31 protein-coding genes are annotated in these 23,925 nt (G+C 42.1%); 19 read left to right on the top strand and 12 right to left on the bottom strand.

Features of this window, described 5'->3' with window-relative positions; genetic code table 11:
- The first annotated feature begins 72 nt into the window (after positions 1 to 72).
- The 4 genes from pdxH (at position 73) to ACMXYO_RS13950 (ending at position 2,142) form a co-directional block, all read left to right on the top strand.
- Positions 73 to 720, top strand: a complete 648-nt coding sequence (pdxH, locus tag ACMXYO_RS13965) for a pyridoxamine 5'-phosphate oxidase (protein ID WP_415885702.1) — start codon at positions 73 to 75, stop codon at positions 718 to 720.
- Positions 717 to 1,394 (top strand): alpha/beta hydrolase, encoded by a 678-nt coding sequence (locus ACMXYO_RS13960; protein ID WP_415885701.1) that lies wholly within the window; start codon positions 717 to 719, stop codon positions 1,392 to 1,394. Before pdxH ends, ACMXYO_RS13960 begins: the two co-directional genes overlap by 4 nt.
- A 12-nt stretch (positions 1,395 to 1,406) precedes the next feature.
- Entirely contained in the window at positions 1,407 to 1,874 is a 468-nt protein-coding gene (locus tag ACMXYO_RS13955) for an FKBP-type peptidyl-prolyl cis-trans isomerase (RefSeq protein ID WP_415882328.1), read from the top strand.
- 79 nt (positions 1,875 to 1,953) lie between these two features.
- Entirely contained in the window at positions 1,954 to 2,142 is a 189-nt protein-coding gene (locus tag ACMXYO_RS13950) for a YqaE/Pmp3 family membrane protein (RefSeq protein ID WP_415882327.1), read from the top strand.
- A 58-nt stretch (positions 2,143 to 2,200) separates the two neighbouring features.
- On the opposite strand, the gene ACMXYO_RS13945 is transcribed toward ACMXYO_RS13950, so the two are convergent.
- Positions 2,201 to 2,461, bottom strand: coding sequence for a hypothetical protein (locus ACMXYO_RS13945; protein ID WP_415882326.1), 261 nt, complete (start codon positions 2,459 to 2,461; stop codon positions 2,201 to 2,203).
- 413 nt (positions 2,462 to 2,874) lie between these two features.
- A complete protein-coding gene (locus ACMXYO_RS13940; protein ID WP_415885700.1) occupies positions 2,875 to 3,054 on the bottom strand; it encodes a hypothetical protein in 180 nt (59 codons plus the stop codon).
- A 290-nt stretch (positions 3,055 to 3,344) separates the two neighbouring features.
- Between ACMXYO_RS13940 and ACMXYO_RS13935 the strand changes: the two genes are divergently transcribed.
- Entirely contained in the window at positions 3,345 to 3,476 is a 132-nt protein-coding gene (locus tag ACMXYO_RS13935) for a hypothetical protein (RefSeq protein WP_415882324.1), read from the top strand.
- A 415-nt stretch (positions 3,477 to 3,891) separates the two neighbouring features.
- Complete coding sequence (locus tag ACMXYO_RS13930) at positions 3,892 to 4,086, top strand: hypothetical protein (protein WP_415885699.1); 195 nt, start codon at positions 3,892 to 3,894, stop codon at positions 4,084 to 4,086.
- A 101-nt stretch (positions 4,087 to 4,187) separates the two neighbouring features.
- Here ACMXYO_RS13930 and ACMXYO_RS13925 read toward each other — a convergent pair whose 3' ends face one another.
- From ACMXYO_RS13925 to ACMXYO_RS13915, 3 genes are all read right to left on the bottom strand, one after another.
- Complete coding sequence (locus tag ACMXYO_RS13925) at positions 4,188 to 4,643, bottom strand: CopD family protein (RefSeq protein WP_415885697.1); 456 nt, start codon at positions 4,641 to 4,643, stop codon at positions 4,188 to 4,190.
- Positions 4,644 to 4,688: 45 nt separating this feature from the next.
- Complete coding sequence (locus ACMXYO_RS13920) at positions 4,689 to 5,822, bottom strand: methyltransferase (protein WP_415885695.1); 1,134 nt, start codon at positions 5,820 to 5,822, stop codon at positions 4,689 to 4,691.
- Between the two features lie 137 nt (positions 5,823 to 5,959).
- Positions 5,960 to 6,532, bottom strand: coding sequence for a YceI family protein (locus tag ACMXYO_RS13915; RefSeq protein ID WP_415885694.1), 573 nt, complete (start codon positions 6,530 to 6,532; stop codon positions 5,960 to 5,962).
- 262 nt (positions 6,533 to 6,794) lie between these two features.
- On the opposite strand from ACMXYO_RS13915, the gene ACMXYO_RS13910 reads away from it, so the two are divergent.
- The 6 genes from ACMXYO_RS13910 (at position 6,795) to ACMXYO_RS13885 (ending at position 11,751) form a co-directional block, all read left to right on the top strand.
- Positions 6,795 to 6,977 carry a hypothetical protein gene (locus ACMXYO_RS13910; RefSeq protein WP_415884680.1) on the top strand — a complete coding sequence of 61 codons (183 nt, stop codon included), beginning with the start codon at positions 6,795 to 6,797 and terminating at the stop codon, positions 6,975 to 6,977.
- Positions 6,978 to 7,138: 161 nt separating this feature from the next.
- Complete coding sequence (locus tag ACMXYO_RS13905) at positions 7,139 to 8,056, top strand: SPFH domain-containing protein (RefSeq protein WP_415885693.1); 918 nt, start codon at positions 7,139 to 7,141, stop codon at positions 8,054 to 8,056.
- The gene (locus ACMXYO_RS13900; protein ID WP_415885692.1) at positions 8,057 to 8,506 is read left to right on the top strand and encodes an NfeD family protein; all 450 of its coding nucleotides are present in this window, start codon (positions 8,057 to 8,059) and stop codon (positions 8,504 to 8,506) included.
- 41 nt (positions 8,507 to 8,547) lie between these two features.
- Positions 8,548 to 9,039, top strand: coding sequence for a YgjP-like metallopeptidase domain-containing protein (locus ACMXYO_RS13895; RefSeq protein WP_415885690.1), 492 nt, complete (start codon positions 8,548 to 8,550; stop codon positions 9,037 to 9,039).
- 305 nt (positions 9,040 to 9,344) lie between these two features.
- Entirely contained in the window at positions 9,345 to 9,893 is a 549-nt protein-coding gene (locus ACMXYO_RS13890) for a DUF2726 domain-containing protein (RefSeq protein ID WP_415885689.1), read from the top strand.
- 259 nt (positions 9,894 to 10,152) lie between these two features.
- Positions 10,153 to 11,751 (top strand): S8 family serine peptidase, encoded by a 1,599-nt coding sequence (locus ACMXYO_RS13885; protein ID WP_415885688.1) that lies wholly within the window; start codon positions 10,153 to 10,155, stop codon positions 11,749 to 11,751.
- A gap of 63 nt (positions 11,752 to 11,814) precedes the next feature.
- Here the strand turns inward: ACMXYO_RS13885 and ACMXYO_RS13880 are convergent, their stop codons facing one another.
- Positions 11,815 to 12,312, bottom strand: a complete 498-nt coding sequence (locus ACMXYO_RS13880; RefSeq protein WP_415885687.1) for an aminoacyl-tRNA deacylase — start codon at positions 12,310 to 12,312, stop codon at positions 11,815 to 11,817.
- Between the two features lie 140 nt (positions 12,313 to 12,452).
- On the opposite strand from ACMXYO_RS13880, the gene ACMXYO_RS13875 reads away from it, so the two are divergent.
- The 6 genes from ACMXYO_RS13875 (at position 12,453) to ACMXYO_RS13850 (ending at position 16,896) form a co-directional block, all read left to right on the top strand.
- Entirely contained in the window at positions 12,453 to 13,157 is a 705-nt protein-coding gene (locus ACMXYO_RS13875; RefSeq protein ID WP_415885686.1) for a response regulator transcription factor, read from the top strand.
- Complete coding sequence (locus tag ACMXYO_RS13870) at positions 13,154 to 13,795, top strand: histidine kinase sensor domain-containing protein (protein WP_415885685.1); 642 nt, start codon at positions 13,154 to 13,156, stop codon at positions 13,793 to 13,795. The genes ACMXYO_RS13875 and ACMXYO_RS13870 overlap by 4 nt, the downstream gene beginning before the upstream one ends.
- A gap of 12 nt (positions 13,796 to 13,807) precedes the next feature.
- Positions 13,808 to 13,948 carry a histidine kinase dimerization/phospho-acceptor domain-containing protein gene (locus tag ACMXYO_RS13865; protein WP_415885684.1) on the top strand — a complete coding sequence of 47 codons (141 nt, stop codon included), beginning with the start codon at positions 13,808 to 13,810 and terminating at the stop codon, positions 13,946 to 13,948.
- Between the two features lie 24 nt (positions 13,949 to 13,972).
- Positions 13,973 to 14,488 (top strand): sensor histidine kinase, encoded by a 516-nt coding sequence (locus ACMXYO_RS13860; protein ID WP_415885683.1) that lies wholly within the window; start codon positions 13,973 to 13,975, stop codon positions 14,486 to 14,488.
- Positions 14,489 to 15,051: 563 nt separating this feature from the next.
- Positions 15,052 to 15,432 (top strand): TonB-dependent receptor plug domain-containing protein, encoded by a 381-nt coding sequence (locus ACMXYO_RS13855; protein WP_415885682.1) that lies wholly within the window; start codon positions 15,052 to 15,054, stop codon positions 15,430 to 15,432.
- 6 nt (positions 15,433 to 15,438) lie between these two features.
- Positions 15,439 to 16,896 carry a TonB-dependent receptor domain-containing protein gene (locus ACMXYO_RS13850; RefSeq protein WP_415885681.1) on the top strand — a complete coding sequence of 486 codons (1,458 nt, stop codon included), beginning with the start codon at positions 15,439 to 15,441 and terminating at the stop codon, positions 16,894 to 16,896.
- 133 nt (positions 16,897 to 17,029) lie between these two features.
- Here the strand turns inward: ACMXYO_RS13850 and ACMXYO_RS13845 are convergent, their stop codons facing one another.
- Positions 17,030 to 17,653, bottom strand: a complete 624-nt coding sequence (locus tag ACMXYO_RS13845; protein ID WP_415885680.1) for a LysE family translocator — start codon at positions 17,651 to 17,653, stop codon at positions 17,030 to 17,032.
- 672 nt (positions 17,654 to 18,325) lie between these two features.
- On the opposite strand from ACMXYO_RS13845, the gene yegD reads away from it, so the two are divergent.
- Complete coding sequence (gene yegD / locus ACMXYO_RS13840; RefSeq protein ID WP_415885679.1) at positions 18,326 to 19,693, top strand: molecular chaperone; 1,368 nt, start codon at positions 18,326 to 18,328, stop codon at positions 19,691 to 19,693.
- A 30-nt stretch (positions 19,694 to 19,723) separates the two neighbouring features.
- On the opposite strand, the gene ACMXYO_RS13835 is transcribed toward yegD, so the two are convergent.
- The 5 genes from ACMXYO_RS13835 to ACMXYO_RS13815 form a co-directional block, all read right to left on the bottom strand.
- Positions 19,724 to 20,368 carry a hypothetical protein gene (locus ACMXYO_RS13835; RefSeq protein ID WP_415885678.1) on the bottom strand — a complete coding sequence of 215 codons (645 nt, stop codon included), beginning with the start codon at positions 20,366 to 20,368 and terminating at the stop codon, positions 19,724 to 19,726.
- The gene (locus ACMXYO_RS13830; protein WP_415885677.1) at positions 20,365 to 20,862 is read right to left on the bottom strand and encodes an RNA polymerase sigma factor; all 498 of its coding nucleotides are present in this window, start codon (positions 20,860 to 20,862) and stop codon (positions 20,365 to 20,367) included. The genes ACMXYO_RS13835 and ACMXYO_RS13830 overlap by 4 nt, the downstream gene beginning before the upstream one ends.
- A gap of 98 nt (positions 20,863 to 20,960) precedes the next feature.
- A complete protein-coding gene (locus tag ACMXYO_RS13825) occupies positions 20,961 to 21,893 on the bottom strand; it encodes a DoxX family protein (protein WP_415885676.1) in 933 nt (310 codons plus the stop codon).
- Between the two features lie 382 nt (positions 21,894 to 22,275).
- A complete protein-coding gene (locus ACMXYO_RS13820; RefSeq protein WP_415885675.1) occupies positions 22,276 to 23,034 on the bottom strand; it encodes a substrate-binding periplasmic protein in 759 nt (252 codons plus the stop codon).
- A gap of 236 nt (positions 23,035 to 23,270) precedes the next feature.
- A complete protein-coding gene (locus ACMXYO_RS13815) occupies positions 23,271 to 23,906 on the bottom strand; it encodes a cation transporter (RefSeq protein ID WP_415885674.1) in 636 nt (211 codons plus the stop codon).
- Positions 23,907 to 23,925: the final 19 nt, after the last annotated feature.

Here is a 23,925-nt window from a genome sequence, read left to right as displayed (position 1 = left end):
TATTTTTGAGACCTTGATTAGTGCTATAGTTGCAGCACATTTCTTGATTAACCTTTCTTGCAAGAGACTTGTATGACGAATAAAGGTGACCTAACGGCTGAACGCCGTGAATATCTGGCGCAGCCTCTGCGACGTGACGATCTGATCAAAGATCCTGTCGCACAGTTTGCCAAGTGGATGGATGATGCACTGGAGGTATCTCCAGATGATGCGACGTCGATGACATTGGCCACAGCTTCTAAAGATGGAATGCCTGCTGCAAGGATCGTGTTGCTGAAGCATTTTGATGAGCAGGGCTTTGCTTGGTATACCGATTACCGTAGTCAGAAAGGGGATGACCTGTCTGAAAATCCTCAAGCCGAAATCATGTTTTATTGGTATGGCTTAGAGCGTCAGGTGCGTATCCGTGGTCAGGTAGAAAAATTAAGCCTTGAACAGGGGAAGCAGTATTTCAACGCGCGTCCGCTAGGTAGCCGTTTGAGTGCAGCTGCGTCTTGCCAAAGTCACCCTGTAGAAAGCCGTGAAGCTTTGGAGCAAGCAGTGCAGAACCTTGCTGATCAATATCCAGAAGGTGATATCCCTCACCCACCAGAATGGGGCGGTTATATTCTTAAACCTACACGTTTTGAGTTTTGGCAGGGCCGAGAGAGCCGTTTACATGATCGCTTCCAGTTCAATTTAGTTGATCAAGAGTGGCAGATTGAGAGGTTGCAGCCATGAGCCAAGAAACAGAGCAAACTTTAGTTAGCGTAGAGCCTCAAGGCGAAGCTACAGCCTGTGTTATCTGGTTGCATGGCCTAGGTGCTGATGGCTTTGATTTTCAGCCTATTGTTCCTTACCTACGTATTCCAGAGAACCTAAATGTTAGGTTTCTTTTCCCTCATGCTGAGATCATGCCTGTTACCGTCAATGGTGGCATGGAGATGCGTGCTTGGTATGACATTTTAGAGATGAATATTGACCGTAAGGTTGATAAAGCATCACTGCTTAAATCCAGTCAGCGAATTGCTAACTTGGTGAATGAGCAGATTGCTCAGGGTATTCCAGCGGATAAAATCCTGTTGGTAGGCTTCTCTCAAGGCGGCGCCGTTGTTTACCAGACAGCGCTAACCTTCGCTGAACCTTTGGCGGGGCTGGTTGCTCTGTCTACTTACATGGCAACAGAAGAAGAGATCGAAGCGTCTCGCACTGATGCCAATAAGGAACTGCCTATCTGGGTTGCTCACGGTACGGTGGATCAGGTTGTACCTGTTCAATTAGGTGAGCAAGCTTATGCCAACCTAGAAAATATGAATTATCAGCCGAGTTGGAATGCGTATCCAATCGGTCATGAAGTCGCGATTGAAGAGATAGAAGCTTTAGGCCGCTGGATGTCGCAAAGACTAGCGGTTTAATCGGAGATAAAAATGAAAGTAGAAAACAACAAGGTAGTGTCTTTTCACTACGCGCTAAAAAACAATGCTGGTGATGTGTTGGATGACTCTCGTGATAGAGAAGCGCTTCCGTATCTACATGGTCATAAAAACATTGTGCCTGGCCTAGAAGCGGCGTTAGAAGGCCGTGAAGTTGGGGATAAGTTTGAAGTTACTTTATCACCTGAACAAGGTTACGGTCAGCGTGATGAAGCTAAGGTGCAGGTAATTAGTCGTGAATCCTTTGCTGGCTTTGATCAGTTGGAAGTCGGCATGGTGTGTCAGATGGAAGATGATAAAGGTGAATTGCAGCTAGTTGGCATCACAAACATCGATGCTGATGAAGTGACAGTGGATGCGAACCATCCTTTTGCTGGGCTTGAATTGAACTATGCTGTTGAAGTAATCGAAGTGCGGGAGCCGACAGAAGACGAGCTATCTGCCGGCCGTGTAGAGCTTTAAGGGTCAGCTTCGATTAAGGCATAACTCATTATGCTGATGGTTTGCTGTACTCCACTCCCGCATTCTAAGGAGATAAAAGATGCGTTTGTTACTTGCTTTGTTAATACCTTGGCTACAGTTTTTTACGATCGGTCGCCCGATAGCTGGAATTGTCTGCCTTATTTTACAGATTACCTTAGTGGGCTGGATTCCAGCAGCAATATGGTCTGTGTATGCATTGAGCCAATATCAGACCGACAAAAAGATTAAAGATGCATTAGATAAATAACACTTAATGCATTCCACAGAAAAAGCCGTTTCAGTTTGAAGCGGTTTTTTTATGCCTGCTATTTAACCTTTTCTTGCCATTCAAGATCGCCGATCTGAACTTTTAGCCATTCAAATCCAATTCGCTTTGCTACAGCAGCGGCACCATCAAGACTCTTAAACTCTCGTTCTGATTTAGATCGCTGCAGATCTAGCGTGATGATTTCGTCCTGTTTGGTCACAAATTTTAAAGTCCATCCGCGCGCCATAGAGATAGGAATCGCTTGGCAAGAATCAAATACGCCCGCTTTAAAAAGTAACTTCACTTCCTTTTCTTGCATCTTCATTTCCTCATTAATGAAACTTCTTTTATCTATATTGATAAGTCTATATCAAATAAGGATTTATCGCAAATAACTTACGGTGTTTTTGTCTATGTAAGTTATTGAAAATAAAGGAAAAAATAAATAATTTTAAATTATTGTTCTAGGCAAAAGTCAGACTTCTAACTGTTTGATTTATAAGGAATAAAATATGAAGTGGAAGATGAGAGTTTTTACAGAAAATCTAGATTTTACTGATCTAAATTAATATTCGAATGCTCAAAAGTTAATATTGATTTATTGTTTTGTGTTTTATGACGAAATGATTATGTCTTTGATGTTTAACTTGTTGTTTTTAAAAGGGAAGGCTTAAGAAGGGCAAAAAAAGGGCAGGTACGGTGACCTGCCTTATTTTTGGAGCGGACAGAGGGTTATGACTTTCTTATTTGAGCTTCTACCAAGTCTAGAACTGCATTCATATTAGCGACGGCTTCATCGCTGGCTAAGGTTAATGGGGCAAGTTTAAATGTATCCAGAAAATCAATCATAAAAGGTTCTGAATTCATTTTTTTGAGTTGCTCGGCGGTCCAGGCAACTGTTTTATAAGGCATGACGCTTACCTCCTGAACAGTTATCGGTGACTCAGGCTTTTGAGTCCTAGCGGAGCCATATGCATTTTTTATTATTCCGGCACTACCGGAGCTCCCTTAATGCTGGGGCTCGCCATTTAAGTTATGGTTCAGTTCTTAGGCTTTTTCAAACTTAATCGTTACAAACGTAAAAATTTTCATATTCGCTAATGATCATTTCTTGAGCTAAATCAATAACCCCTAATCTCTAAAGGGTTAATCTAGTCACAAGTAAATACGAGCAATACGAAAAATTTTGTGAGGGTGTCGTAATGGTTGATGTATATAGCATGGAAGTTCTGGTTCCTAGTCTGGCAATGATTGTTGGTATGACTGTCGCAATGGTTTGGGGATGTTTCAAAGTTCGCGACCTAATTAACGAAGACCAGAAAAAAGAAAGTTAAGTTAGCTGCTGAGGTTGATGTCACCTTCCTCAAAGTTGTCAGCTTCTATCTTGCTAAAAAAGATCACTTAGGTGGTCTTTTTTATTGCCTGAAATAAATTCAATTTGTTTCATTTTTGTCCGACCTCTTGGTATTACACCTTCGGCTAAACCCCGTTTATTGTCTGGTTATTTTGTGTACACTCTATCTTTACGTTATATGCACAAAAGATTTATAAGAAGTTAGAGAGATAAACAACAATAAATAAGAGAAAGGAGCTTCGGCTGTACTTAGGTGTATTTGCTTGAGTTAGCTTCGTAAATTCTCTGGGGCGATCCAAACAAAACTGCTTATGATTATGGATATCAAACGATATCGTCATTGTGGTTAGAAGAAGATGGATTCAGCCTTGATAAGAATAAAAAGGAGATGGATCGTGAATGAAACTAGAGAACCTGGATTTTATAAAGTTCGTTATGGCAAACGTTGGATCGCTGCGTTTTGGTGCGGTGAACTTTGGGGCTTGCCGGATGAAATGAAACCAGGCGAAGAAGGTTGGGAAGCGGTTCTTGACGCAGAACCTGATGAAATCGGTGAATATATACCTATGCCCATGAGCCTTCAGGCCTAATCAAGCTCTGGGAATAACAAATTATAGAAAATGCAGGAGCACGCTTATCCGTGCTTCTGCTTGAATTTGCTCGAAGAAACTATTTTAGAAAAGGAACTATTTTAGAAAAGAAACTTTCCGCCACTAGCAACAACCACTGTTGCTATACCTAAAGTCAGATTAATCGCGACAATCTTTCTTATCTTATTTAACTCTTCACCGGCATCTGGCCAACGGTTTTCTTTTACCGCCAAACTCAGTTTTTTATACGGACTGAAATACAGATATCCAAATATCGCCATCATGGTATAGCCGCTCAGCAGCATAATGTGGACATGCATACCAACGCCCTTAAACCCACCATAGATTGCAATCATGCTATGACCACTGATGATCAAAAGCAGAATTGCTGCCCATACCCAAGTAAAAAAACGAGCAAATATTTGCTGCCAGAGTGCTAACCGAGCAGGCGGTTCAAGTTGCTCGGTTGCAACTGGTCGTAAACAAACATAGGCGAAAAACATACCGCCTACCCAAATAACTGCAGCTAAAATATGGAGGGATAATGCAATAAACATAGGCGTCCTCACTGCGGGAATTATTTCCCTGAATTTTAAATAAGGTTAACGTTTAATCGCTTTTAATATGACAAACTTCTTATTGTTAGCGATAGTCTCACAATTTTTAAAAATCTTTTTGAGTGCTACATGGTAGCCAAGATGACGGTTGCCGATTACCCATAATTCACCACCAGATCGTAAGACTTTATGAGATTCTCGGAACATCTGTTGAGCAATGAAATCTCCGACCACATTTTGCTGGTGGAAAGGTGGATTGTTTAACACCAAGTCACAACTATTCTTCTGAATACCAGCTAGGCAATCGGTTGCTTGGAAAGTTGCGTTTCGACTGTCGCCAAAGGCTTCTCTGAAATTAGCCTCGGCAGAAGCAACAGCCATAAATGATTCATCCACAAAGTGAACTGCCGCAGACGGATTCTTTTCTGCTGCAATTAAGCCGACAACGCCATTACCGCAGCCAAGATCAATTATATCCTCGAATGTATCTGTATCAGGCAGATGTTGAAGGAAAAAGCGGGTGCCGATATCCAAACTATCACGGGAAAATACGCCAGCATGGTTGATGATCTTATGCTGCGTGTTCTCCAATATATAATCGGAAGGGTAAGGATATTCTGTTATAGGTTGGTCCAGATTTATTTCTGGAAAGATCAGTCTTGCTTTCTTCTTTGCTAACGAGGTTTTCGTTGCGCCTAAATATTTTTCGAACAGTTTTAGCGTCGAGGTATGGATGGATTTAACCATACCACCGCCAATCACTTTCGTTTCTGCTGTTAACAAAGGACGTAGTCGGATCAGTTGGTCTTCCAACATAGCTAAGCTTTTGGGAATCTTAATCAGAACTAGGTCAAATTTTTCAGTGGGATAATCCAAACTGTTACATAGGGTTATGGCTTTTGCATCAATATCGTTATCCGCAGCATTGTTTTGAATACCGGCATGAGCCAACCACGAATCACTAATCACTGTTGGATTGTGATTATTTAACGCGACCGATAAGCCGCCAAATTGATCGTTAATAATCAAGATGCGTTTTGGGTTTGTAAGGATCTCTTCCGGATCAATCTGATTTAATAGGTACTCATCAGCAGCGTCCCACGCGCGTAGTTGTTCGTTTTTACGACGAGGATAACGAGATAGAGAAAATTGACCGAAAGGGGTTTCGAAGATATTCATACGGGCCCAAAACTGATTCGAAAATTACAGGCCGCAGTTTATCACAAGGGGTGATTTAGAACGTAGCGTCGCAAGGGAACTTGGAAAAGAAAGAAACCCAAGTAAATGTACCTGGGTTTAATAACCTTAAGCGTGTTTTACTTAGTGAAAGCTAGGTTAAAGCTAACCGGTACTGCGAAAGAGATAGATGGTAATTTTGCGATCTCTTTAAGTGCAGTTACCCCAGAATCTAGAGCAAAATCCGCAGCGTTAATTGTGATGGGTTGAGCTGTGCTAACCAATACTTTGTTGTCAGCTAGTTTAACGACATTCACTTGAGCGGTAATCTCTTTTTCAACACCGTGAAGGCTTAATGTGCCAGTGATAGTCTGTGGCTGGATGGAACCAACGGCTTGTTTCTCAATTTGGTTTACATCTACTTGAGCCGTAAAGTTGGCCTGAGCAAATTTGCCAGTTTCGAACAGCATGTTTTGCATACGCTCGTCACGGATCTCGATACCTGTAGTTACAGATGCAAGGTCAAGATTTAGCGTTGCTTTGCCGGCAGAATCGATGCCGCCGCTAAACTGTTTAAAACTGTGGTTTTCTAGCACTTTAGCTTTCTTGATGGATGAGAAACTGAAGTCAGAATCTTGTTGGCTTAGCGTCCAGTCAGCAGAAGCAACTGTGCTGAAAAGTGTAAGTGATGCGATGGCTACTAATTTTTTCATGGGTAAATATCCTTATTTTTTTGTAGTGATGGGTTTGGATTTTAAACAGTCGTTTACTTTTGTCTAGAGCAGAGTTGTTTAGGATCAAAGAAATACATTTATCCCTTTGATATTCAATGATTAAAGTTTTCGTTTTAGGTTAACTTTTAAGGCTGATAGAAATTAAATTGTATATACCTAAGATATTCTTAAGATGTACGTTGGGGTAAGGGGATAATTGCTGTATTCTTGCAGTCAGTTGACGATTTAGAGTTGAAAAATGATGAAGTCAAAAAAGAAATCTAAGGCTAAAAAGAAAAATAGCCAACTAGTTATTCGCATTAACGATGTCGAGCGCGATGATTTTGTTGCGTTGTGTGAAGAGCTAGATACGAGTGCTGCACGTGAAGTCCGTCGTTTTATTCGCGGTTTCCTTGCAGAGCATGAACAGGCAGAAGAGGAATAATCCTTTTTCTATAGATTGTTCTTTCTTTCCTAATAAAGCGTTTAATATTTCTTATTGATTGCTTGCCGTTACCTCACGCTTAATTTAGTTAAGCCATTTCAGTTCTTCCCGATCAGTATTAAGATGAATACCTCCTCCCAACTTTACTAAAGGAGATTGTGATGTTTGGGTTTGAAATTACCGCTGCGGTAGTGGTTGTTCTCGCATTAATTTTTATTTTTTCTGGGGTCAAGATGGTTCCTCAGGGATATAACTGGACAACAGAACGTTTTGGACGTTTTACCAAAACTCTTACACCAGGTTTGAATCTGATTATTCCTTTTGTTGATCAGATTGGCGCTAAGCAAAACATGATGGAGCAAGTACTGGATGTACCGCCTCAAGAAGTGATCAGTTCTGACAACGCGCAAGTAACTACCGATGCTGTTTGTTTCTATCAGGTGTTGGATGCATCTAAAGCGAGTTACGAAGTTAACGATCTTTATCGCGCGATGCAGAATTTGGTAATGACTAATATCCGTGCGGTTTTAGGTTCGATGGAGTTGGACGAGATGTTATCCAACCGAGATAACATCAATAGCCAACTGTTAAGCAAAGTTGATGAAGCGACAGATCCATGGGGCGTTAAAGTTACCCGTGTGGAAATTCGTGATATCTCGCCTCCGGCTGATCTTGTTGAAGCGATGGCAAACCAGATGAAAGCTGAGCGTGAAAAACGTGCTGCGATTTTAACGGCGGAAGGTGAAAGAGAAGCAGCGATCAAAGTTGCTGAAGGTGAAAAGCAAGCTGCAATTTTAACAGCAGAAGGTGAAAAAGAAGCAGCATTTAGAGAGGCAGAATCGCGAGAGCGTTTAGCGATGGCAGAAGCGCGTGCAACCAAAGTGGTTTCGGAAGCAATTTCACAAGGTAACCCTCAAGCTCTGAACTATTTTGTTGCTCAAAAATATACTGAAGCTCTGCAAAATATTGGTGCAGGCGAAAATGCTAAAGTCGTGATGATGCCTCTAGAAGCAAGCAGTGTTATTGGCTCCGTTGCTGGAATTAGCGAGCTGTTAAAAGAAACTAAGATAGGTTCGTAAATGTTAGAACTACTCGAATCAATTACTTACTGGCATTGGATTATTCTAGCGTTGGTGCTTTTAGGTGGTGAAGCCTTAGGTGCCGCGGGATTTATGATCGGCGTCTCTCTATCTGCTTTTGCCGTTGCTGCTTTAATGGCGATTGGTGTGCTAAATGATTGGCAGCATCAATTCCTATTGTTTGCGCTCTTTTCCGTTATCGCTTCGGTTATTTTCTGGAAGTTCTTTCGTTGCCAAAACAATGATGATGAAGCAGGTATTATCAATGATCGAGCGGCTCAATTGATTGGACGAAAACTGACCTTGGCAGATGACGTTGAAAATGGCTTAGGCCGCATTCAGATCGGAGATACTTTTTGGAAGGTTGCTGCTGAAGATGATTTGGAAGCGGGAACTAAAATAGAGGTTTATGCCAGCGAAGGCATGACGCTACTGATTCGTAAATTGTAATTGATATTCAACGGGGTCGGCTAAGTCGATCCCGTTTATCTATGACAGCACTAAAATATATAAATCATTATCCCGAGTCTTTAAAGCAACAAGCTTTAGCCATGTTGCAAGAGGAAACCTTGGGGCCTCTTCTACAGAAAAGATATCCTGATCCCCATTCGATTCAAAGTAATAAAGCGCTGTACGAATATACTATGAATCTAAAAAATCGCTATATGCGGAAATCAGCACCTGTCAGCAAAGTTCAATACAGCGATAAAGTTGCGGCGATGAATGCTTTAGGCGCCCATAGTCGCGTATCTCGTGTTCAGGGAAATAAACTGAAATCTAAAAAAGAGATTTTGATCGATACGCGATTCAAACAATTGCCTGAAGCTTTTTTGCGGATGATAGTTGTCCATGAATTAGCTCACCTGAAAGAACTGGATCATAACAAAGCGTTCTATCAGCTATGTCAGCATATGGAAGCTGATTATCACCAATTAGAGTTAGACCTGAGGCTATATCTTACTTGGCAGGAGTATTCAGGGTGATGCTTTATGGTGTGCCGCTGACTAGATTTTTGAGTCTAGTAGTATGTCTGTAAAATTAAAGGTCGGATTAAGATAAGGATTATTGATTTTTCTCTAAATGATTAGTGGCGTATAAAACTTGAATTATACCTGCCACCTCCCTGGCATTTAACTATCAATAACCTTTCAATTGATAGGCCTTCTAAACTTCGTTTTGGGTAGCTTTTTATACTTTGGCACTGAAATTATTTTAGATCATAAAATTCAGATGCTTTCCGCTTTTACTCTCGGTAATATTGCGCCTTCAAACGGGGTGGGGCGTTATTGTGGACGAAAAACTATGGATTTATATTGCGAGTGGAGTAGCTGTTTTTATGCTGCTTTTAGTCGTGATAATTCGTGCTCAAAAATCTAAAGCGCCAGATACCTCTCTTTCACATACCGAGCGTATGTTTACATCGGTTTTAGAAAAAGCTGTCGGTGGACAATACCAAGTGCACTGTAAAGTGCCTATGCCTGAAGTGTTAGAAGCATTGCCTGAAAAATCGGATCGGGCAAAACGAAAAGCATTGAAAAAGATTCGCCATCGTCAGTTTGATTACATTGTTTCAGATCCTGCGAACAACCGTGTAGTGTGCGCTGTCGAGTTGGATGACCATACCTACGATAAGAAACAGTTTAAGAAACAAGATCTTTTCCTAGAAGAGATCTGTCATGATGTTAATCTCCCTCTTCTTCGAGTTGCGCCCCAAAATGGTTATAACCTAGTTGAAATCATTGAGCGGTTTGAAAGAACCATTGCGCCTGTTGACTATGCTAAAAATCAACAAGGCCGATTAAATCTTCGTATGGTTGCTGCACTAAATACTCTCTGATCTGCAGATGGTGTGTTCCATAATCGCTGCCTAGTTATCAATCCCTTTCATTTTCTCTTAGTATTCTTGAATTTTGCTAACTGGCAGTCTCTCCATAGCTTACTAAACTTAATAGAAGCGTCGGGACTTATAGTGTTCGTACTTTAAGCAAAAGAAGCTTGCTCCTGAGTAGTCAGTTTGGTGGCACGGATTTTTAGCCAACTGTAGTTGCACTGCCTGATATCTGTTTATCATTTGATAATGACAAGGTGGAGTGGTTATGAAAACGCCATTAAAACTTCTCTGTGTGGCTATGAGTTGCTCTTTAGCGGCCAGTTTTGCTGTAGCAGGGATTGAGTTTCGACCTGGAGAGGTCGTTGTGAAAGGTGAGGTTTCTGCATCTGATGGGTATGAAGTTCTTAAGTACCTTCCCAATGCAGATTTAACCATCCTTAAAGTGTCCCCTGGCAAAGAATTAGCACAAACCTTAGCGTTAAGAAGCAAAGGGCGTAAAGCCAGCCGAAACTATATTGCTCGAAAGTTCGCGCCTAATGACCCTTTCTACGGCTATCAATGGCATTTTGGAGCAGTTCAGGCTGAACAAGCGTGGGCACTTTATGATGGTGCTGGTGTGAATGTTGCCGTATTAGATACAGGTTTACAGTCAGGTGGTCCTGACGGAATAGACTGTGTTTTACCAGGGTACAATGCAATTGATGGCAGTGCCAATGTAGCAGATGGCGATGGGCACGGTACTCATGTTAGCGGTACAGTCGCTCAAAGCACTGATAATGGTGTTGGTGTAGCAGGGCTAGCTCATGGAGCCTGTATTCTTCCAGTAAAAGTCTTGGATGATAATGGATCGGGTACAGATGCTGATATTGCTGAGGGCATCTCTTGGGCTATTAATAACGGCGCTCAAGTTATTAATATGAGTCTTGGCTATCCTGCAGGGTATTCACTGGAGCAATTTATTAATTATCCATCCTATTCAACCCTGACTAATTCTGATACCAGTGTGACGATAGTAGTGGCATCTGGCAATGATAGTTCTACAGACGGGATAAGTTACCCTGCAAGCCATCCAGAAACCTTAGCTGTTGGGGCTACGGATGTAGATGGTATTGCTCCCTACTCAAATCAAGGCCCTAAATTAGACATAGTCGCTCCGGGTGGTAATACATCTCAAAACCTCCACATTCCAAATGACAGTTATGGTGATGGAGTTGTTCAAGAAACTTACATTTGGTCTCAGGGACAAAGTCGTTGGGGGTATTATCTTTTTCAGGGTACCTCGATGGCAGCCCCGCATGCCGCGGCAGCTGCAGCTATCCTTTTATCGAAAGATGGGAGCTTAGATCGCTATCAGGTCCAGGCTGCGCTTGAAGCAAGTGCTGCGGATTTAGGTGACTCAGGTTGGGATAGTGTCTTTGGTCATGGCCTTATTCAAGTGTATGACGCATTAGGAGCTATTGAGGCTGGAGATAATGAACCGATTGATGATGAGACGACAGAAACAAAACCTGGTTCCCCTGAAAATTTCTCAGCAAGCTTCGATGTTAATACCAGTGTTGTTGAACTTACATGGAGTGCTCCAATGCAAGGAACAGTAACCAGCTATTCCATAGAGCGTAGTAAGCAAAATAAACGAGGTAAACTCGGTGGTTTCAGTGCGGTAGCAACTCCTGCTGGAACTGAAACATCATACTCGGATGAAGGCTTGGATAGTGGCACTTATGTATATCGAATCCTCGCTAGAAACAGCGCTGGAGCATCTGCATGGGTGTTAAGTAATTCCGTTGAAGTCACTACTTCAGGTGGTGGATCTGGAGGATCTGATGGCGAGTGTAAAGGCGGCTGGAGAAAATGTGGTGGATGATTCCTCCGTGATAAAAAAGCCTGCATTAGCAGGCTTTTTTATGCGTTACACATAGGCAATATATTAATAATGGTTTAGATCATAAAGCTCTTCAGGTGCGCAGCTAATTTCACCGTGCTGTTTATTTTTCATTAAGTTTTGGAATTGTTTCCGTTTCAGGTGGATTAAGTTTTGATGATCGCCTGCTTCAATGTAGATATCATCAGCGTCAACTAAACGGTCATCCCAAACCACGTCGAGTCCGTAGGCTTGGCCGATTGCAGGGATAGCGCCTTCATCGCAATCTCCAAATATACGTCTTATTTCGGCTTCTTTTGCCAATCTTGCCGGTGAACCAGTAATGGCCGCTAGTTGAGGTAGCATCACCTTATTCATAGCGGGAACTGCTGCGAGAGAGAATTTATCTTTTTGGTGAATGACAACCGCTTTAGCCATCTGCGTTACGGGGATTGCAGCTCTGTGGGCAGTATCTAAAGAAGTAAAAGACGTGTCATGTTTAATAGTTTCATAGCTACATCCCTCATTTTTTAGAAAACTACATAATGTGGCTGATACGGACATACTTATTCCTCCCATAAGAGACTTCGCTGTATAAGTTTAGTTCTCGATTATGGGAATGCTATCGGAAATTGCATTTTTGAATAATCTGAAATAAACCATATTCGCAAATGTAATTGATTACTATTTATTCGGAAGTGGCTATGGCTGAAGGTGTCGCTGCAACGGCGAAGATTTTAATCATTGAAGATGATCGCACGTTGAATAATCAGATCACCTCGCTTCTGGAAGAGCAGGGTTACGAAACGGATCAACGTTTTGAAGGGCGGCAGGGATTGGTCTCCGCATTAAGCAAAACTTATGACTTAATCCTGTTAGATGTACTTTTACCGGGATTAGATAGTTTTTCATTACTCAGTAAGTTGAGGCAAAAGCGCGAAACACCTGTAATGATGCTGACAGCCTGCGGAGCAGAGGAAGAACGAATTACGGGATACAGTAATGGTGCGGATGACTACTTAGCAAAACCTTTCAATATCACTGAGCTCTTATTACGTATCGAAGCCATTTTACGCCGTACGCGATACTTGGTAGAAAGCCAGATCGAACAAGATACTATTCAACCCCCTTTCTTCCATTTAGACCGAAAGCAGAATCGAGTCTATCGTGATGACCTAGAGGTCGTCCTTACCCCAATTGAATTTAAAGTGTTATGGGCATTAGTAAAACAAAGTGGTGAAGTACTTAGTAAACCACATCTTTACCAGTCTGTTCTTAACAAAGAATACAGTCGCTACGACCGCAGTTTAGATATGCACGTGAGTCGAATAAGGCGCAAGCTTTCTCAACAAAGTATTGATGTTTCAGCTTTGGAAACGGTACATGGTGAAGGGTACTGCTTTAAATGAAACGGCGTTTGTTTTGGAAACTGTTCGCCATTCTAGTGGCAGGTACCGTTGCTTTATACGGAGCGATCGATTGGCTTGCGAATCATACCGAACAACGTATGAGCCTAATTGCCGAAAAACACCAGCTAGAGATGAAGTCTTGGGCAGCTGAAGCCGAGGCAATCTATAAAGCAGGTGAAATGCAGTTACTTGATCAATGGATCGAGGATCTGGAAAAGCGTGAGGATACCTGGGTTGCAATTGCCGGATCTGATTTAACCTTGCTGGCCGGTAACTACATGGATGACTATTACACTGGCAGTTTGCGGCTTGGCCGAAATGTCGAATACATGATCCACCTTTACTATGCCTATAACCCGATTATGGAACTCCCATTTGTTGATGGCCACACGCACTTTTTGGTTCGGTTGCCACAACGTATGAGGCCGGGTGGTTTTTTAAAACCTGCACAATTGTTGTTACAGATCGCTCTGCCTTTTGTGGTTTTGGCATTGGTGTGTTTGATGCTATATCGACACTTGGTAACGCCTATTCAGAAACTGGAAAAAGCGACTAGGCAATTCAACGAAGGGAATTATGATGCTCGCGTGAGCCAATCACTGGGGGCACGTAATGATGAGTTGGCTTCGTTAGCCTGAACTTTCGATACTATGGCGGAACACACGGGCGGGTTGATCGTTACCCAAAGACAGCTAATTGCCGACCTTTACCATGAGCTGCGTACACCCATTACGCGTATCGAAATGGCGCTTAGCAGTATCAGTGAAAAGAACTGCCAAGAGAATATCTAGCGTATTCAGCGTGAAGTCGCGCAAATGCGTGAAATGACCGAAGATGCTTTGACGCTTGCTTGGATGGATACCGAGAAACCTCAGATAAAAGGTGAATATCTTGATCTGGTGGACCTACTAGATAGCATCATTGATGATGCTCGTTTCGAGTATCCCGATCGTAAGCTCGTTAGTTGTATGCCTGAGAGCGCGTCACTTGATTCCTCTGGTCACCGAATTCTTGGGCAGTCGATAGGGAATGTTATTCGCAATGCTCTACGCTATACCCCTCAGGGTGGAGAGGTCAGTATTCAACTTAGTATTCAGGATGATGAGTACTTACTTACAATCTGTGATCAGGGACCGGGTGTACCTGAAGAATCGCTGGAAAAAATCTTTCAGCCATTCTATCGAGTTGAAAAATCACGAGGTACCGATTCGGGTGGATTTGGGCTTGGGTTGGCTTTAGCTAAAAGGCAGATAGAAGCGGTGTCAGGCTCAATCAAAGCGTCAAATTTGGCCTGCGGTGGTTTACAGATAAGAATAATATTACCGGTATAAGAGGGAGTTGGATAAGATCGATTCAACTTGCTTTGTTTCTTCTTTAGCTGATCATTGTCGAGGAAATCTTAGTTTTCTCTGAACTCCGGATTCCTCCATTATAGAACCTAATTTTCCTTCCTCTCTGTGCTTATGGATAACCTAAGGTTCCAGGGGATAATTCCTTTCTCTAGTGGAGCGATAAACTTACTGATCTTGCAATATTTCACCTGAGAACCCTTTCAGTACGTAACAAATGTAAACGTTGTGACAATTATTTTACAGTTATTGATAATAAGTCGTAATTGTAAATGGTTATTATTTGTTGCATTTATAAGGCTCTAAATTGAGTAGTAATTGCCCTCAACTGGTTTTTAACTGAAGTACTATTAATGCGTTTCATGTGACTTATTTGTAAGTCCGTCCAAAACCGCAGAGTAACTACCGCAAAGTTAGAGATGATCGATAGGTTTTCTAATCCCTTTCTGGATAGAGGGCCTAACTCCTTCTGGGGAGCAGTGCAGAATTTTGGCTATGTTTACTCTCAGCTTTAGTTTGATAAGTTTAATGTAGGTAGGAATTACATGATTTCACAGAAAAACAAAAGACGTGCTTCATTGTCTTTACTGATTGGTTATGCGGTATCCAGCCAAATTGCTGCTGCTCAAGAAGATACAGAGAAAAGCTATGAGCGCTTGGACAAAATTAAAGTAGAGGGTGTGGCTTCGGACGTTGGTGAAACTCGTATTGGCCTAGAAGAACTACAGCGCCTAAATCCGAACGACCTTCAAGATGTGTTTAGAAATACACCAAGTGTTGAAGTGGGTAGTTCAATTGCTGCGTCACAAAAGGTATATGTCAACGGTGTTGAAGAGACTAACTTAGCTGTGACCATTGATGGTGCCCGTCAAAATAACAAATTATTTCACCATTCAGCTACGAACATCATCGATCCTGAACTGTGAAAATCCGTGAGTGTTGATGCCGGTGTTGCACCTGCTGATGCTGGTCCTGGAGCGTTGGGTGGCTCACTGGTCTATGAAACCAAAGATGTTTCCGACTTATTGGAAGATGGTGACAATTTCGGTGGTTCTGTTGGCCTTGAGTACAACACTAACGGTGAAACATTCGATAGAAATGTCGCGTTATATGGCCGCTCGGGTGGTTTTGAAATACTCGGTTACGTAAAGAGTGCATCTGGTGACGATTTCGAGGATGGAAATCGTCCAGAAAGAGCTAACTTCAATCGAGGCTTCTTGTCGGAGAACAACGAACTAAAGCGCGAAACGCTTGTGTTTGCTATTAAAAACGAAGCACCTAAAGGTTTGATTAACCCTTATGTAAAAATTGCTCACTCAGAAACTGAATTGGTCTGGGTTAATAGCAGCTACCCGACTTCAGGTGAGTATGAAAGTATAAATGGCGTTTTGGCTAATGAATTTGTACTGGAAGACGGTACTGTAGATGCCGGTATTGATTATTACGACGATACAACTAAGGGTATTTCCCCGACTTTTAATGAATTTCCAGTAGAAAAAGCAAAGAACATTGGTGTATTTGCGCAAGCTCGACTATCGCTCAGTGAGCGGGCTCGAATCTCCTTCGGTGCTCGTTACGATGATCATGAACTTGAAGGTGTTGATGGCTCTAAACATGATAATAGTGGGTTATCCAGTAATATTACTGGTGAATATGATCTGACTGAGTTTGTAACTGCGAGTGCTGGATACTCACATGTATTTGGTGGCGTGCAATTAACAGAACCGTATATAGCAAATGCAGCTTGGGATTATTCAGCAGGTCTAAAGGAGTCCAAAGCCGATAACGGATTTATTGGTATGGATTTTAATGCTGAAGGTTTAAGTCCATCACTTGCCGGCTTAACTATAGGCGCGAAAACCTTTAAAACGGATATCAGTGATATCCGAGATGAAGAATATGGCGGTGGTCCAGATATTTACAGTGATGTTGAGTCTGATGGATTCGAAATTAATACTCGATATGAATGGCAGTCTGGCTTTGTTCGACTGAGTTATATTGATGTTGATACTGAAATTAACGGCATTGAAGGCTCAACAAGCGCTTATTATATTGGTACTCCACTTGGCGAATCGTTAAAAGCTGATTTTGTTCAGTCAATTGATAGTGCCAATATCAACTTTGGTGCAGACGTACAGCACTACTTCTCGATGGATGGTCACGATGGCACATCTCCTGTCGATGGAGCTTTTCCTAGCTATACAGTAGCTAATTCATTTGTTGCATACACACCTCAAGCATTGAACAACCTGACGCTACGTCTATCTGTTAATAATATGTTCGATGAAAATTATGCTGATCGTTCAACCTATGGGCATGAATTTGGAACAGATACAACTTTGAATGAGCCTGGTTGCTCGGTTGTGTTAGGTGCCAAGTTTAAATTCTGATGATCATATATCAGTGCGGGCTTGATCCTTGAGGAGGCCTGCTTAGTACGGTTTTACGCTTCTAGGACTTATGTCCATCCCTTCTAAGGAAACGTAATCAGACCCCGCCAGCTGAGCTGGTGGGTTTTTTTAATTACTTTCCTAAAGCTAACCACAAACCAACCAAAACCATTAGGCTTCCGGCGATGCGATTCATAAGTCGAACGTTGTTGCGTTCCATTAAAAGGTGCTTGAGTAGTTTACCGCCGCTTGCGTAGATAAGCAGGCAGATGAATTCAAGTAAAAGAATTAAAGCAACCAGTATGGCTAATTGTGGCGCCATAGGTAGATCTGCATCAATGAAGGGAGGTAAGAGGGTGACAAAAAATGCCCAGCCCTTTGGATTTGCAACGGCAGTAAGAAAGCCATTTGTTGCTAGCTGTAATCCTGAAATTTCTTGTTTTTGTTCACCAGGCTCGGTAATGACTAACTTGCCTCTAGAACAAAACATCTCATAACCTAGCCAACAAAGGTAAGCACCACCGCCCCACTTTAGAATAGTGAACACTTCTGGGTAGTTCAGCATTATTGCCGCGACCCCTAAAGCTGCAGACGCGGCAACCAAACCAACACCAATTAACTCTCCCCACATCATATGTAAGCTACGTTTGACGCCAATAGAGATACCTAGACTCAATGCCAAGGTCATACACATTCCGGGTGTAATGGAGACAAAAAAGAAGGTAGGAATAAACAGGGATAAAAGAGTGAGTGACATCAGAAAAACAATACCCGTTGTTATAGACAAATTTAATATAGCGAGGAGTTTATGCTGTGCAAAATCAATTAGTAAGAAAAATAATTTTTATGGTGTAAAAAACAACCAGTTTTTTACACCCCCGTAACAATGGGCTTTGAGAGGGATACGCAGAATTAACTCACAGTTTTATCCACAGCTTGCGTGGATGGATTTTTTTACTGTTAGGTCTTGACTGGCTGATTTTTGTACAGGCTTTTTGAACAAGAAAAAATTTTACAAAAAATGTTGATATTACTGAGCGGTTTGATCTTTATTCTACAAGGTTGAAATATGATCAATTCTCTACAAGCTAGTAATCATGGGCTTTATGAAGGATGTCCATAATTAGTTAACAAGCTTATCCACAGTTTGTGGGGAGAATGTTGAAATGGATTATTTCTACAATAATAGGCTTGTTATTGAAGGTTTGTTCACAAGCGTATTGGGCGTGATATGTAAGTACCTACTCTCTTTTTTCCCTTTGTAGCTCAAGGTTATCCAAAGGCTAGAAAAGCTAGAAATTGGTTGTTCTTTTCTAGAAAGATACGAGTTTCACTTGAAGCTTATCTGTATAGAAATGCGGTGCTTATCAAGGGCGTTAAAAAGTGTTACTTTTGCGCGCCCTTTTTCTGAAGAAGTAAGATCGAAAGCATGATTGCTGGTTTTGATTACGGTAGTTCAAATTGCGCCATGGGCGTTCTGCAAGCAGATAATAGTGTGCAGTTATTGTCACTTTATCAGAAACAAAAATACGTACCTTCTACTCTATATGCACTCTCTCGCGAATTAATCTGTGAGGGTGTTGCGCGTCAAATTAGTAATCCTAAAATTCGCGATACTTACCTTAAAGAACGCAGCCTCCAATTGAGACAGGCTTCAGCGTCTCGTTTATCTCTTGGAGTGTTATCTGAAGAGCAGACTCTCTTTATTGGCGAGGAAGCGATAGAGCAATATATCGATCTGCCAGAAGAGGGCTATTTTGTTAAATCTCCAAAATCCTTTTTAGGCGCGAGTGGCTTACAAACACAGCATTTTGCATTTCTTGAAGATGTCGTCACAGCCATGATGTTCCAGATAAAGCAGGCGGCTGAAAAATCTCTGGGTGATTCCATTACCCAAACCGTTATAGGGCGTCCGGTTAACTTCCAAGGCAGTGGTGGCGAAGAGGCTAATCAGCAAGCTTGTCGTATATTGAAATGTGCTGCAGCAAGGGCTGGTTTTGTCGACGTTGAGCTGCTGTATGAGCCTTTAGCAGCCGGAATTGATTTTGAAGCGGGGTTAGAGGAAGACAAAGTCGTTTTAGTTGTCGATGTCGGTGGTGGTACCAGTGACTGTTCTATTGTCAAAATGGGCCCTAGCTATCGCGATAAGCCAGAACGTTCAGCTGACTTCCTTGGCCATAGCGGTGCTAGGGTAGGGGGAAATGACCTTGATATTCACCTAGCTTACTACGGGTTAACGCCAGTCCTAGGTATGGGAGGGAAATTGAAAAATGGGTTACCCATTCCCTCTCAATCCTATTGGAATGCAGTATCGGTAAATGACATACCCTCGCAGGTCGAATTTAATAGTTTGGCTTCGGTCGAAATGATGGAGCAAATGCAGCGTGATGCAGCGGATCCTGAAAAAGTGGCGCGCTTAATTCAGCTGCAAGAGCAGAAGCAAAGCTATCAATTAGTGCGCAGTGCTGAGCTTGCGAAGATCTCTTTGTCTGATCAGGAACAAGTAATTTCGGATCTAAGCTACCTTGATAAGGAATTGTCGCAGCCAATCAGTCGTGAGGTGTATGAGTCGGCAATAGAACGCCCGGTAGCGAAGATCGTGGACCTGATGAGTGAAGTAATAAAACAAGCGGGCTGCACACCTGAGCTGGTATATGTTACTGGTGGTACGACAAAATCGCCTGCTGTCCGACAGGCAATTTCATCTTTATTGGGTGATATAGATGTTGTCGACGGCGATCACTTTGGTAGCGTGACCGCTGGGCTAACACGTTGGGCCGAGAAGCTTTACCGCTAAACCGATGTGATAAAGCATAATGGGTGTGGTTTATTCTGTGGTGTGTGCAATACCCAGTAATAAACCGCCTTCTTGCCAGAGAGTAACAGCCGTTCCTTGGTTGTTAATAATATTTTTAGTATCAACCTGTTCTAGGGTTAGGCCCTCTGGATATTTTGCTTGGTAAAATGTGTAGATCTGATTATTTTCAATATTTCGCACTTTCAACTGAGCCGCAATTTCACCATTAATTGAACAGTAACTACCGCCAATCAACTGCCACATATCTTTTCCAAGTTTGCTTGATGAAATCAACTTAAAGCTTAGCTGGGTTAGCTGTTGCCCAAGTTCATCTATAGAAGATGTGTATACAGAAATTTCGTTTGGCTGTTCATGATGGCCCGCAATTTCATTCACAATACTTGGACCGGAGATAGGCATAGGCATCAAACTGACAACCATAAAGATACTGGCTAAAGCCAATGTCGGAACCATTAATTGCGGCAGTCTAAACCAGGTTTTACATTGATCTAACCAGCTGATTTTGATTTTCGTAGTTTCAATATTTATATCTGATTGGTTGCTAAGCTCTTCTTGCATAGACAGAAGCTGAGCTAACTTGTCTTCACTTAATGACTGATCTTGGTAGTGTGCTTTAAGAGCTGATTTTAAGTTTTTAGGTGCGGTTGATTTCATTGCATCGCCTCCTGTGGAACCCATTGCTCTTCGGTTAGCTCTAGTTGGACTCGTTTTTTTAATCGGTGCATTTTCGACAACAGAGTTCTTCTGGGTATACCCTGCATCTCTGCTATTTCCGCCATGCTGTACTCTTCTATGGCCCATAGATAGAGCAGTTCGCTCTCTTCAGCGCTTAGTAACTTTAACAATTGTTCTACATCGCGTTGTTGGATATACAGATTTTCTAAAGAATCCGATGATGCTTGATTTATTTTCTCTACGGCTTCAGGCAGATCGGATAAAGAAAGTAGTTTGTTATCCCCACGACATTGATCGATAAAAGCGTTACGAATGCTGCGTTTTATATAGGCTTCAGGTTTCTTTATGTGAGCGGCGTTTCTGCGTAGAAATTTTTCCACACATTGCTGTAGCAGGTCGTATGCCTGATCCTCATTTCGAGTGAGGGATAAAGCATAGCGATAAAGCTGATTGAGCCTATTTTTGTCTAGCATTTATAAATTGTACCGTGGCTGCCCAAACATAAAATATGGGCAGCCTATCCAGATAATTATTGGCTAAGCCATTTGGAACACTAATTATCTGAAGAGTTTCATTCGGTCGCGGTTATTTTTGCCTCCGGTGTGCTTTTTAACGAATTTTTAACGCGCGTGATTAAGTCATTTAAGGCAAAACGTTCACCACCGCCGAGACGAATAAAAACAATACCGGCAGCAAGAAAAGCAAATTCACGTTTAAAGCTATTTAGGTTAGCGATTAGATTTTTATCAAAATTAAGCTTGTAGCCCATATACCAGAGCATAATAGCTACGGTTGCAGCGCCTGCTGTTCTAACCAATAACGGTGGTGCAAATAGAATAATAAGGCCTGCAAGTAACAGTAGAGGTTGCCACGTAGCAAAGGTAGGGACTTTTGCGAAAGCGCCAAAGCTGCCGCTGACTAAAAACATGATACCTATCGAAAGGCGCAGCAGTAAGCCTAGAGCTTCCCAGCTGATGCTGTAATCATGCTGATTATGTAAAAGATCGAGGCTATAACGGCCTGGACCTAGATTAAAAAGCACAAACATCATGCCGGAAAGCGCGATATCTCTGATCTGTACAAACATGGCCGGGGAGGTATAGGTTTTTACCGCAATCTCAGTGTCAGGCACTGTCATGACGGGTAATGAGAATACAAAGCTCCAAAGCAGGAAGGCATAAATAAGTGCCAGAGGTCTCACTAAAAAGCCAACGACTAAGGCGATACCAGAGATAAGCTCAAAAGCTGAAAGTGAGGTAAGAAAGAGAGGAGGTGTTAATAGCTCGCCTAAGAAACCCGTAAACAGGTACTGTTGAAAAAGCTCATTGATATAGCCTGTTGATCCCATGTAATTCGCAACGATGGCATCATGTTTAGCACTGGAAAGTAATTGGCTGAGTTTAGATACACCGCCAATAATAAAAAGAATACCGAGACCTAAGCGTAAATATAGAGCAGCTTCATCGTAGTCTTTTTGTCGATTGTGAGTAAGGGTCTTGTTCATCTATATAAGCCTTGCAGATAAAAAAATGCCCCGTTGAGCATTTCCAAGCTAAGCAACAAAACTGGGGTGCAATTATGTTGTTTGCTTTGAAGTGACAGGTGCTCTTGGGGCGTTAAGGTGTAGCTGCATATAAAGACGAACTAATAGGTATTTTGATTGCACGATTTTGAAAATTAGTTTCTAAGGGCGTTAAAAAAAGAGTGCTTTTTCTGCAGTAATGTATTGATTTAATAAGCATTCGCTGAATGCTTAACTCACAAGGTTAAAAAACAAACAAATTGCTCTCGGCCTTTGTTAATGGGCTTTGTAACGGTTGTCCAAAATTAATGTACACGCTTATCCACAGAAATCTGGGGTAAGTTTTAATCTGGATGGCGGTAGGTTATTCAACTGCGAATGGGGATATTAATTTAAGAGCATTTCCTTCAAAGCTTTCTTTGCGAAGTTGTTCTAAAGCTTGATCAAACTCTTCTTTACGCAGTGCCCAACGAGAATTTGAGGATAAGCCAACAAATAGATCGACCTTGTTCCCTGGTTTAAAAACTGCTTTATCTATTTGAGGCGTTAACCCGCGCGACGCAAGTTCATAATCTGCTTGGCAGTCGGTGCCGATAAAACTATCAATTCTTCCCTCTAGCAATAGGTTCGGCAATACAGCTTCTTGGGTCACACTTTTTTTATAGATATCCGTATCCTGATCGAATTCGGTGTAATAAGCAGAGCCACCAACCATGCCAATGGTCATTGCATGCATATCTCTATGTTTGCTGATGCGGCGAGACTTACCATGAGGTAGATACAGCTGTGTGCTGCAGCTGTAGTAATGAGGATAAGCGTAAGTGATATATTCAGCTCTTTCCTCACGCCATGCTAAGCCACTCATTGCATCGATCTGGCCATTTTTCATCATCCGCAAGCAACGTTTCCATGGGCAACGTAAGTAATGGACCTTAAAACCTATTCGCTCAGACAGCTTTTTCCATAACTCGTGGTCAATACCAGTTACGGTTTCAGGCGTCACGAAGCGGAAGGGGGGCCAAGAATCAGCGCCAACAACTAATGTCTCGACCTCAGCTTTGGCGCTATGAAAGCAAAATAGAGTTGTCAGCATGAGTGCGTAGATGAAAGGGCGTCGTAACAACGGAATACCTCAATTAAGGCAGCAGTAAAATACGTTTATCTCTTCACTATAGTCAAAGATGTATTGGATAGAGACGAATGACCGTGTGTTGAGAGGTAGACGTGTCCCACAGAACTTACTGATAGTTAAATAACTATAGAGATCTGAGCATAACAACGCTTTTTACGGATTTAAACTGACTAGGTTTGTAGGGATATAAACACTAGTCAGTGTAGAGCTGAGTTTATCTTGATATCTTAGGAGCAGGATTTCGTAGGTCCAGATTCTAATTCCTGTCTTGCTTGCGCTATTACACTAATGCCAGCGCTGGCGGCCAATAGGCCCATGATGGTTGCTACTAAAAGATCTGGCCATGCTTGCCCACTACTTAATACACCTGCAGCAGCGATCATCACTGCAACATTGCCAATGGCATCATTTCGACTGCAAAGCCATACAGAACGCATATCTGCATCGCCACTACGGAAGGTATAAAGCATGATGGCTACAGTTACATTCGCCACTAATGCTAGCAAGCCAATAATGCCCATAGTGACTGGTTCTGGAGTTTGGCCATTAAACGCATCCCATAGCACTTTTAGCAAAACAGCTATGCCAAACAGTAGCATAGTTGCCCCTTTGATCAGTGCGGCTCGGGATCGCCATAACATACCCATGGAAAGAACGGACAGTGAGATGACATAGTTTGCGGAATCGCCTAAAAAGTCGATTGCGTCAGCGAGTAGAGATGCTGAAGAAGCATTAAAACCAGCGATAATTTCGATGATAAACATGCTGGCGTTTATCCATAGAGCGATCCATAAGGCTCGTCGAAAGCGCCCATCTTCTAATGCACTTTTAGAGTGGTTAGCGTTACAACAACTGTCGGCCATTGTATTTTCCTCAAAACGA

Source organism: Neptuniibacter sp. QD37_6 (assembly GCF_047778085.1).
Taxonomy (GTDB): Bacteria; Pseudomonadota; Gammaproteobacteria; order Pseudomonadales; family Balneatricaceae; genus Neptuniibacter.
This window is presented reverse-complemented; position numbering and strand designations above follow the sequence as displayed.

Bases quoted from the DNA above. Each gene is read 5' to 3' on its own strand.
- ACMXYO_RS13960 (WP_415885701.1), top strand. From the start codon at position 717: ATGAGCCAAGAAACAGAGCAAACTTTAGTTAGCGTAGAGCCTCAAGGC.
- ACMXYO_RS13870 (WP_415885685.1), top strand. From the start codon at position 13,154: ATGAAACGGCGTTTGTTTTGGAAACTGTTCGCCATTCTAGTGGCAGGT.
- ACMXYO_RS13855 (WP_415885682.1), top strand. From the start codon at position 15,052: ATGATTTCACAGAAAAACAAAAGACGTGCTTCATTGTCTTTACTGATT.
- ACMXYO_RS13885 (WP_415885688.1), top strand. From the start codon at position 10,153: ATGAAAACGCCATTAAAACTTCTCTGTGTGGCTATGAGTTGCTCTTTA.
- ACMXYO_RS13915 (WP_415885694.1), bottom strand. From the start codon at position 6,532: ATGAAAAAATTAGTAGCCATCGCATCACTTACACTTTTCAGCACAGTT.
- ACMXYO_RS13880 (WP_415885687.1), bottom strand. From the start codon at position 12,312: ATGTCCGTATCAGCCACATTATGTAGTTTTCTAAAAAATGAGGGATGT.
- ACMXYO_RS13910 (WP_415884680.1), top strand. From the start codon at position 6,795: ATGAAGTCAAAAAAGAAATCTAAGGCTAAAAAGAAAAATAGCCAACTA.
- ACMXYO_RS13895 (WP_415885690.1), top strand. From the start codon at position 8,548: ATGACAGCACTAAAATATATAAATCATTATCCCGAGTCTTTAAAGCAA.
- yegD (WP_415885679.1), top strand. From the start codon at position 18,326: ATGATTGCTGGTTTTGATTACGGTAGTTCAAATTGCGCCATGGGCGTT.
- ACMXYO_RS13905 (WP_415885693.1), top strand. From the start codon at position 7,139: ATGTTTGGGTTTGAAATTACCGCTGCGGTAGTGGTTGTTCTCGCATTA.
- pdxH (WP_415885702.1), top strand. From the start codon at position 73: ATGACGAATAAAGGTGACCTAACGGCTGAACGCCGTGAATATCTGGCG.
- ACMXYO_RS13865 (WP_415885684.1), top strand. From the start codon at position 13,808: ATGGCGGAACACACGGGCGGGTTGATCGTTACCCAAAGACAGCTAATT.
- ACMXYO_RS13845 (WP_415885680.1), bottom strand. From the start codon at position 17,653: ATGTCACTCACTCTTTTATCCCTGTTTATTCCTACCTTCTTTTTTGTC.
- ACMXYO_RS13875 (WP_415885686.1), top strand. From the start codon at position 12,453: ATGGCTGAAGGTGTCGCTGCAACGGCGAAGATTTTAATCATTGAAGAT.
- ACMXYO_RS13825 (WP_415885676.1), bottom strand. From the start codon at position 21,893: ATGAACAAGACCCTTACTCACAATCGACAAAAAGACTACGATGAAGCT.
- ACMXYO_RS13815 (WP_415885674.1), bottom strand. From the start codon at position 23,906: ATGGCCGACAGTTGTTGTAACGCTAACCACTCTAAAAGTGCATTAGAA.
- ACMXYO_RS13900 (WP_415885692.1), top strand. From the start codon at position 8,057: ATGTTAGAACTACTCGAATCAATTACTTACTGGCATTGGATTATTCTA.
- ACMXYO_RS13955 (WP_415882328.1), top strand. From the start codon at position 1,407: ATGAAAGTAGAAAACAACAAGGTAGTGTCTTTTCACTACGCGCTAAAA.
- ACMXYO_RS13835 (WP_415885678.1), bottom strand. From the start codon at position 20,368: ATGAAATCAACCGCACCTAAAAACTTAAAATCAGCTCTTAAAGCACAC.
- ACMXYO_RS13945 (WP_415882326.1), bottom strand. From the start codon at position 2,461: ATGCAAGAAAAGGAAGTGAAGTTACTTTTTAAAGCGGGCGTATTTGAT.
- ACMXYO_RS13920 (WP_415885695.1), bottom strand. From the start codon at position 5,822: ATGAATATCTTCGAAACCCCTTTCGGTCAATTTTCTCTATCTCGTTAT.
- ACMXYO_RS13935 (WP_415882324.1), top strand. From the start codon at position 3,345: ATGGTTGATGTATATAGCATGGAAGTTCTGGTTCCTAGTCTGGCAATG.
- ACMXYO_RS13830 (WP_415885677.1), bottom strand. From the start codon at position 20,862: ATGCTAGACAAAAATAGGCTCAATCAGCTTTATCGCTATGCTTTATCC.
- ACMXYO_RS13925 (WP_415885697.1), bottom strand. From the start codon at position 4,643: ATGTTTATTGCATTATCCCTCCATATTTTAGCTGCAGTTATTTGGGTA.
- ACMXYO_RS13940 (WP_415885700.1), bottom strand. From the start codon at position 3,054: ATGCCTTATAAAACAGTTGCCTGGACCGCCGAGCAACTCAAAAAAATG.
- ACMXYO_RS13860 (WP_415885683.1), top strand. From the start codon at position 13,973: ATGCGTGAAATGACCGAAGATGCTTTGACGCTTGCTTGGATGGATACC.
- ACMXYO_RS13950 (WP_415882327.1), top strand. From the start codon at position 1,954: ATGCGTTTGTTACTTGCTTTGTTAATACCTTGGCTACAGTTTTTTACG.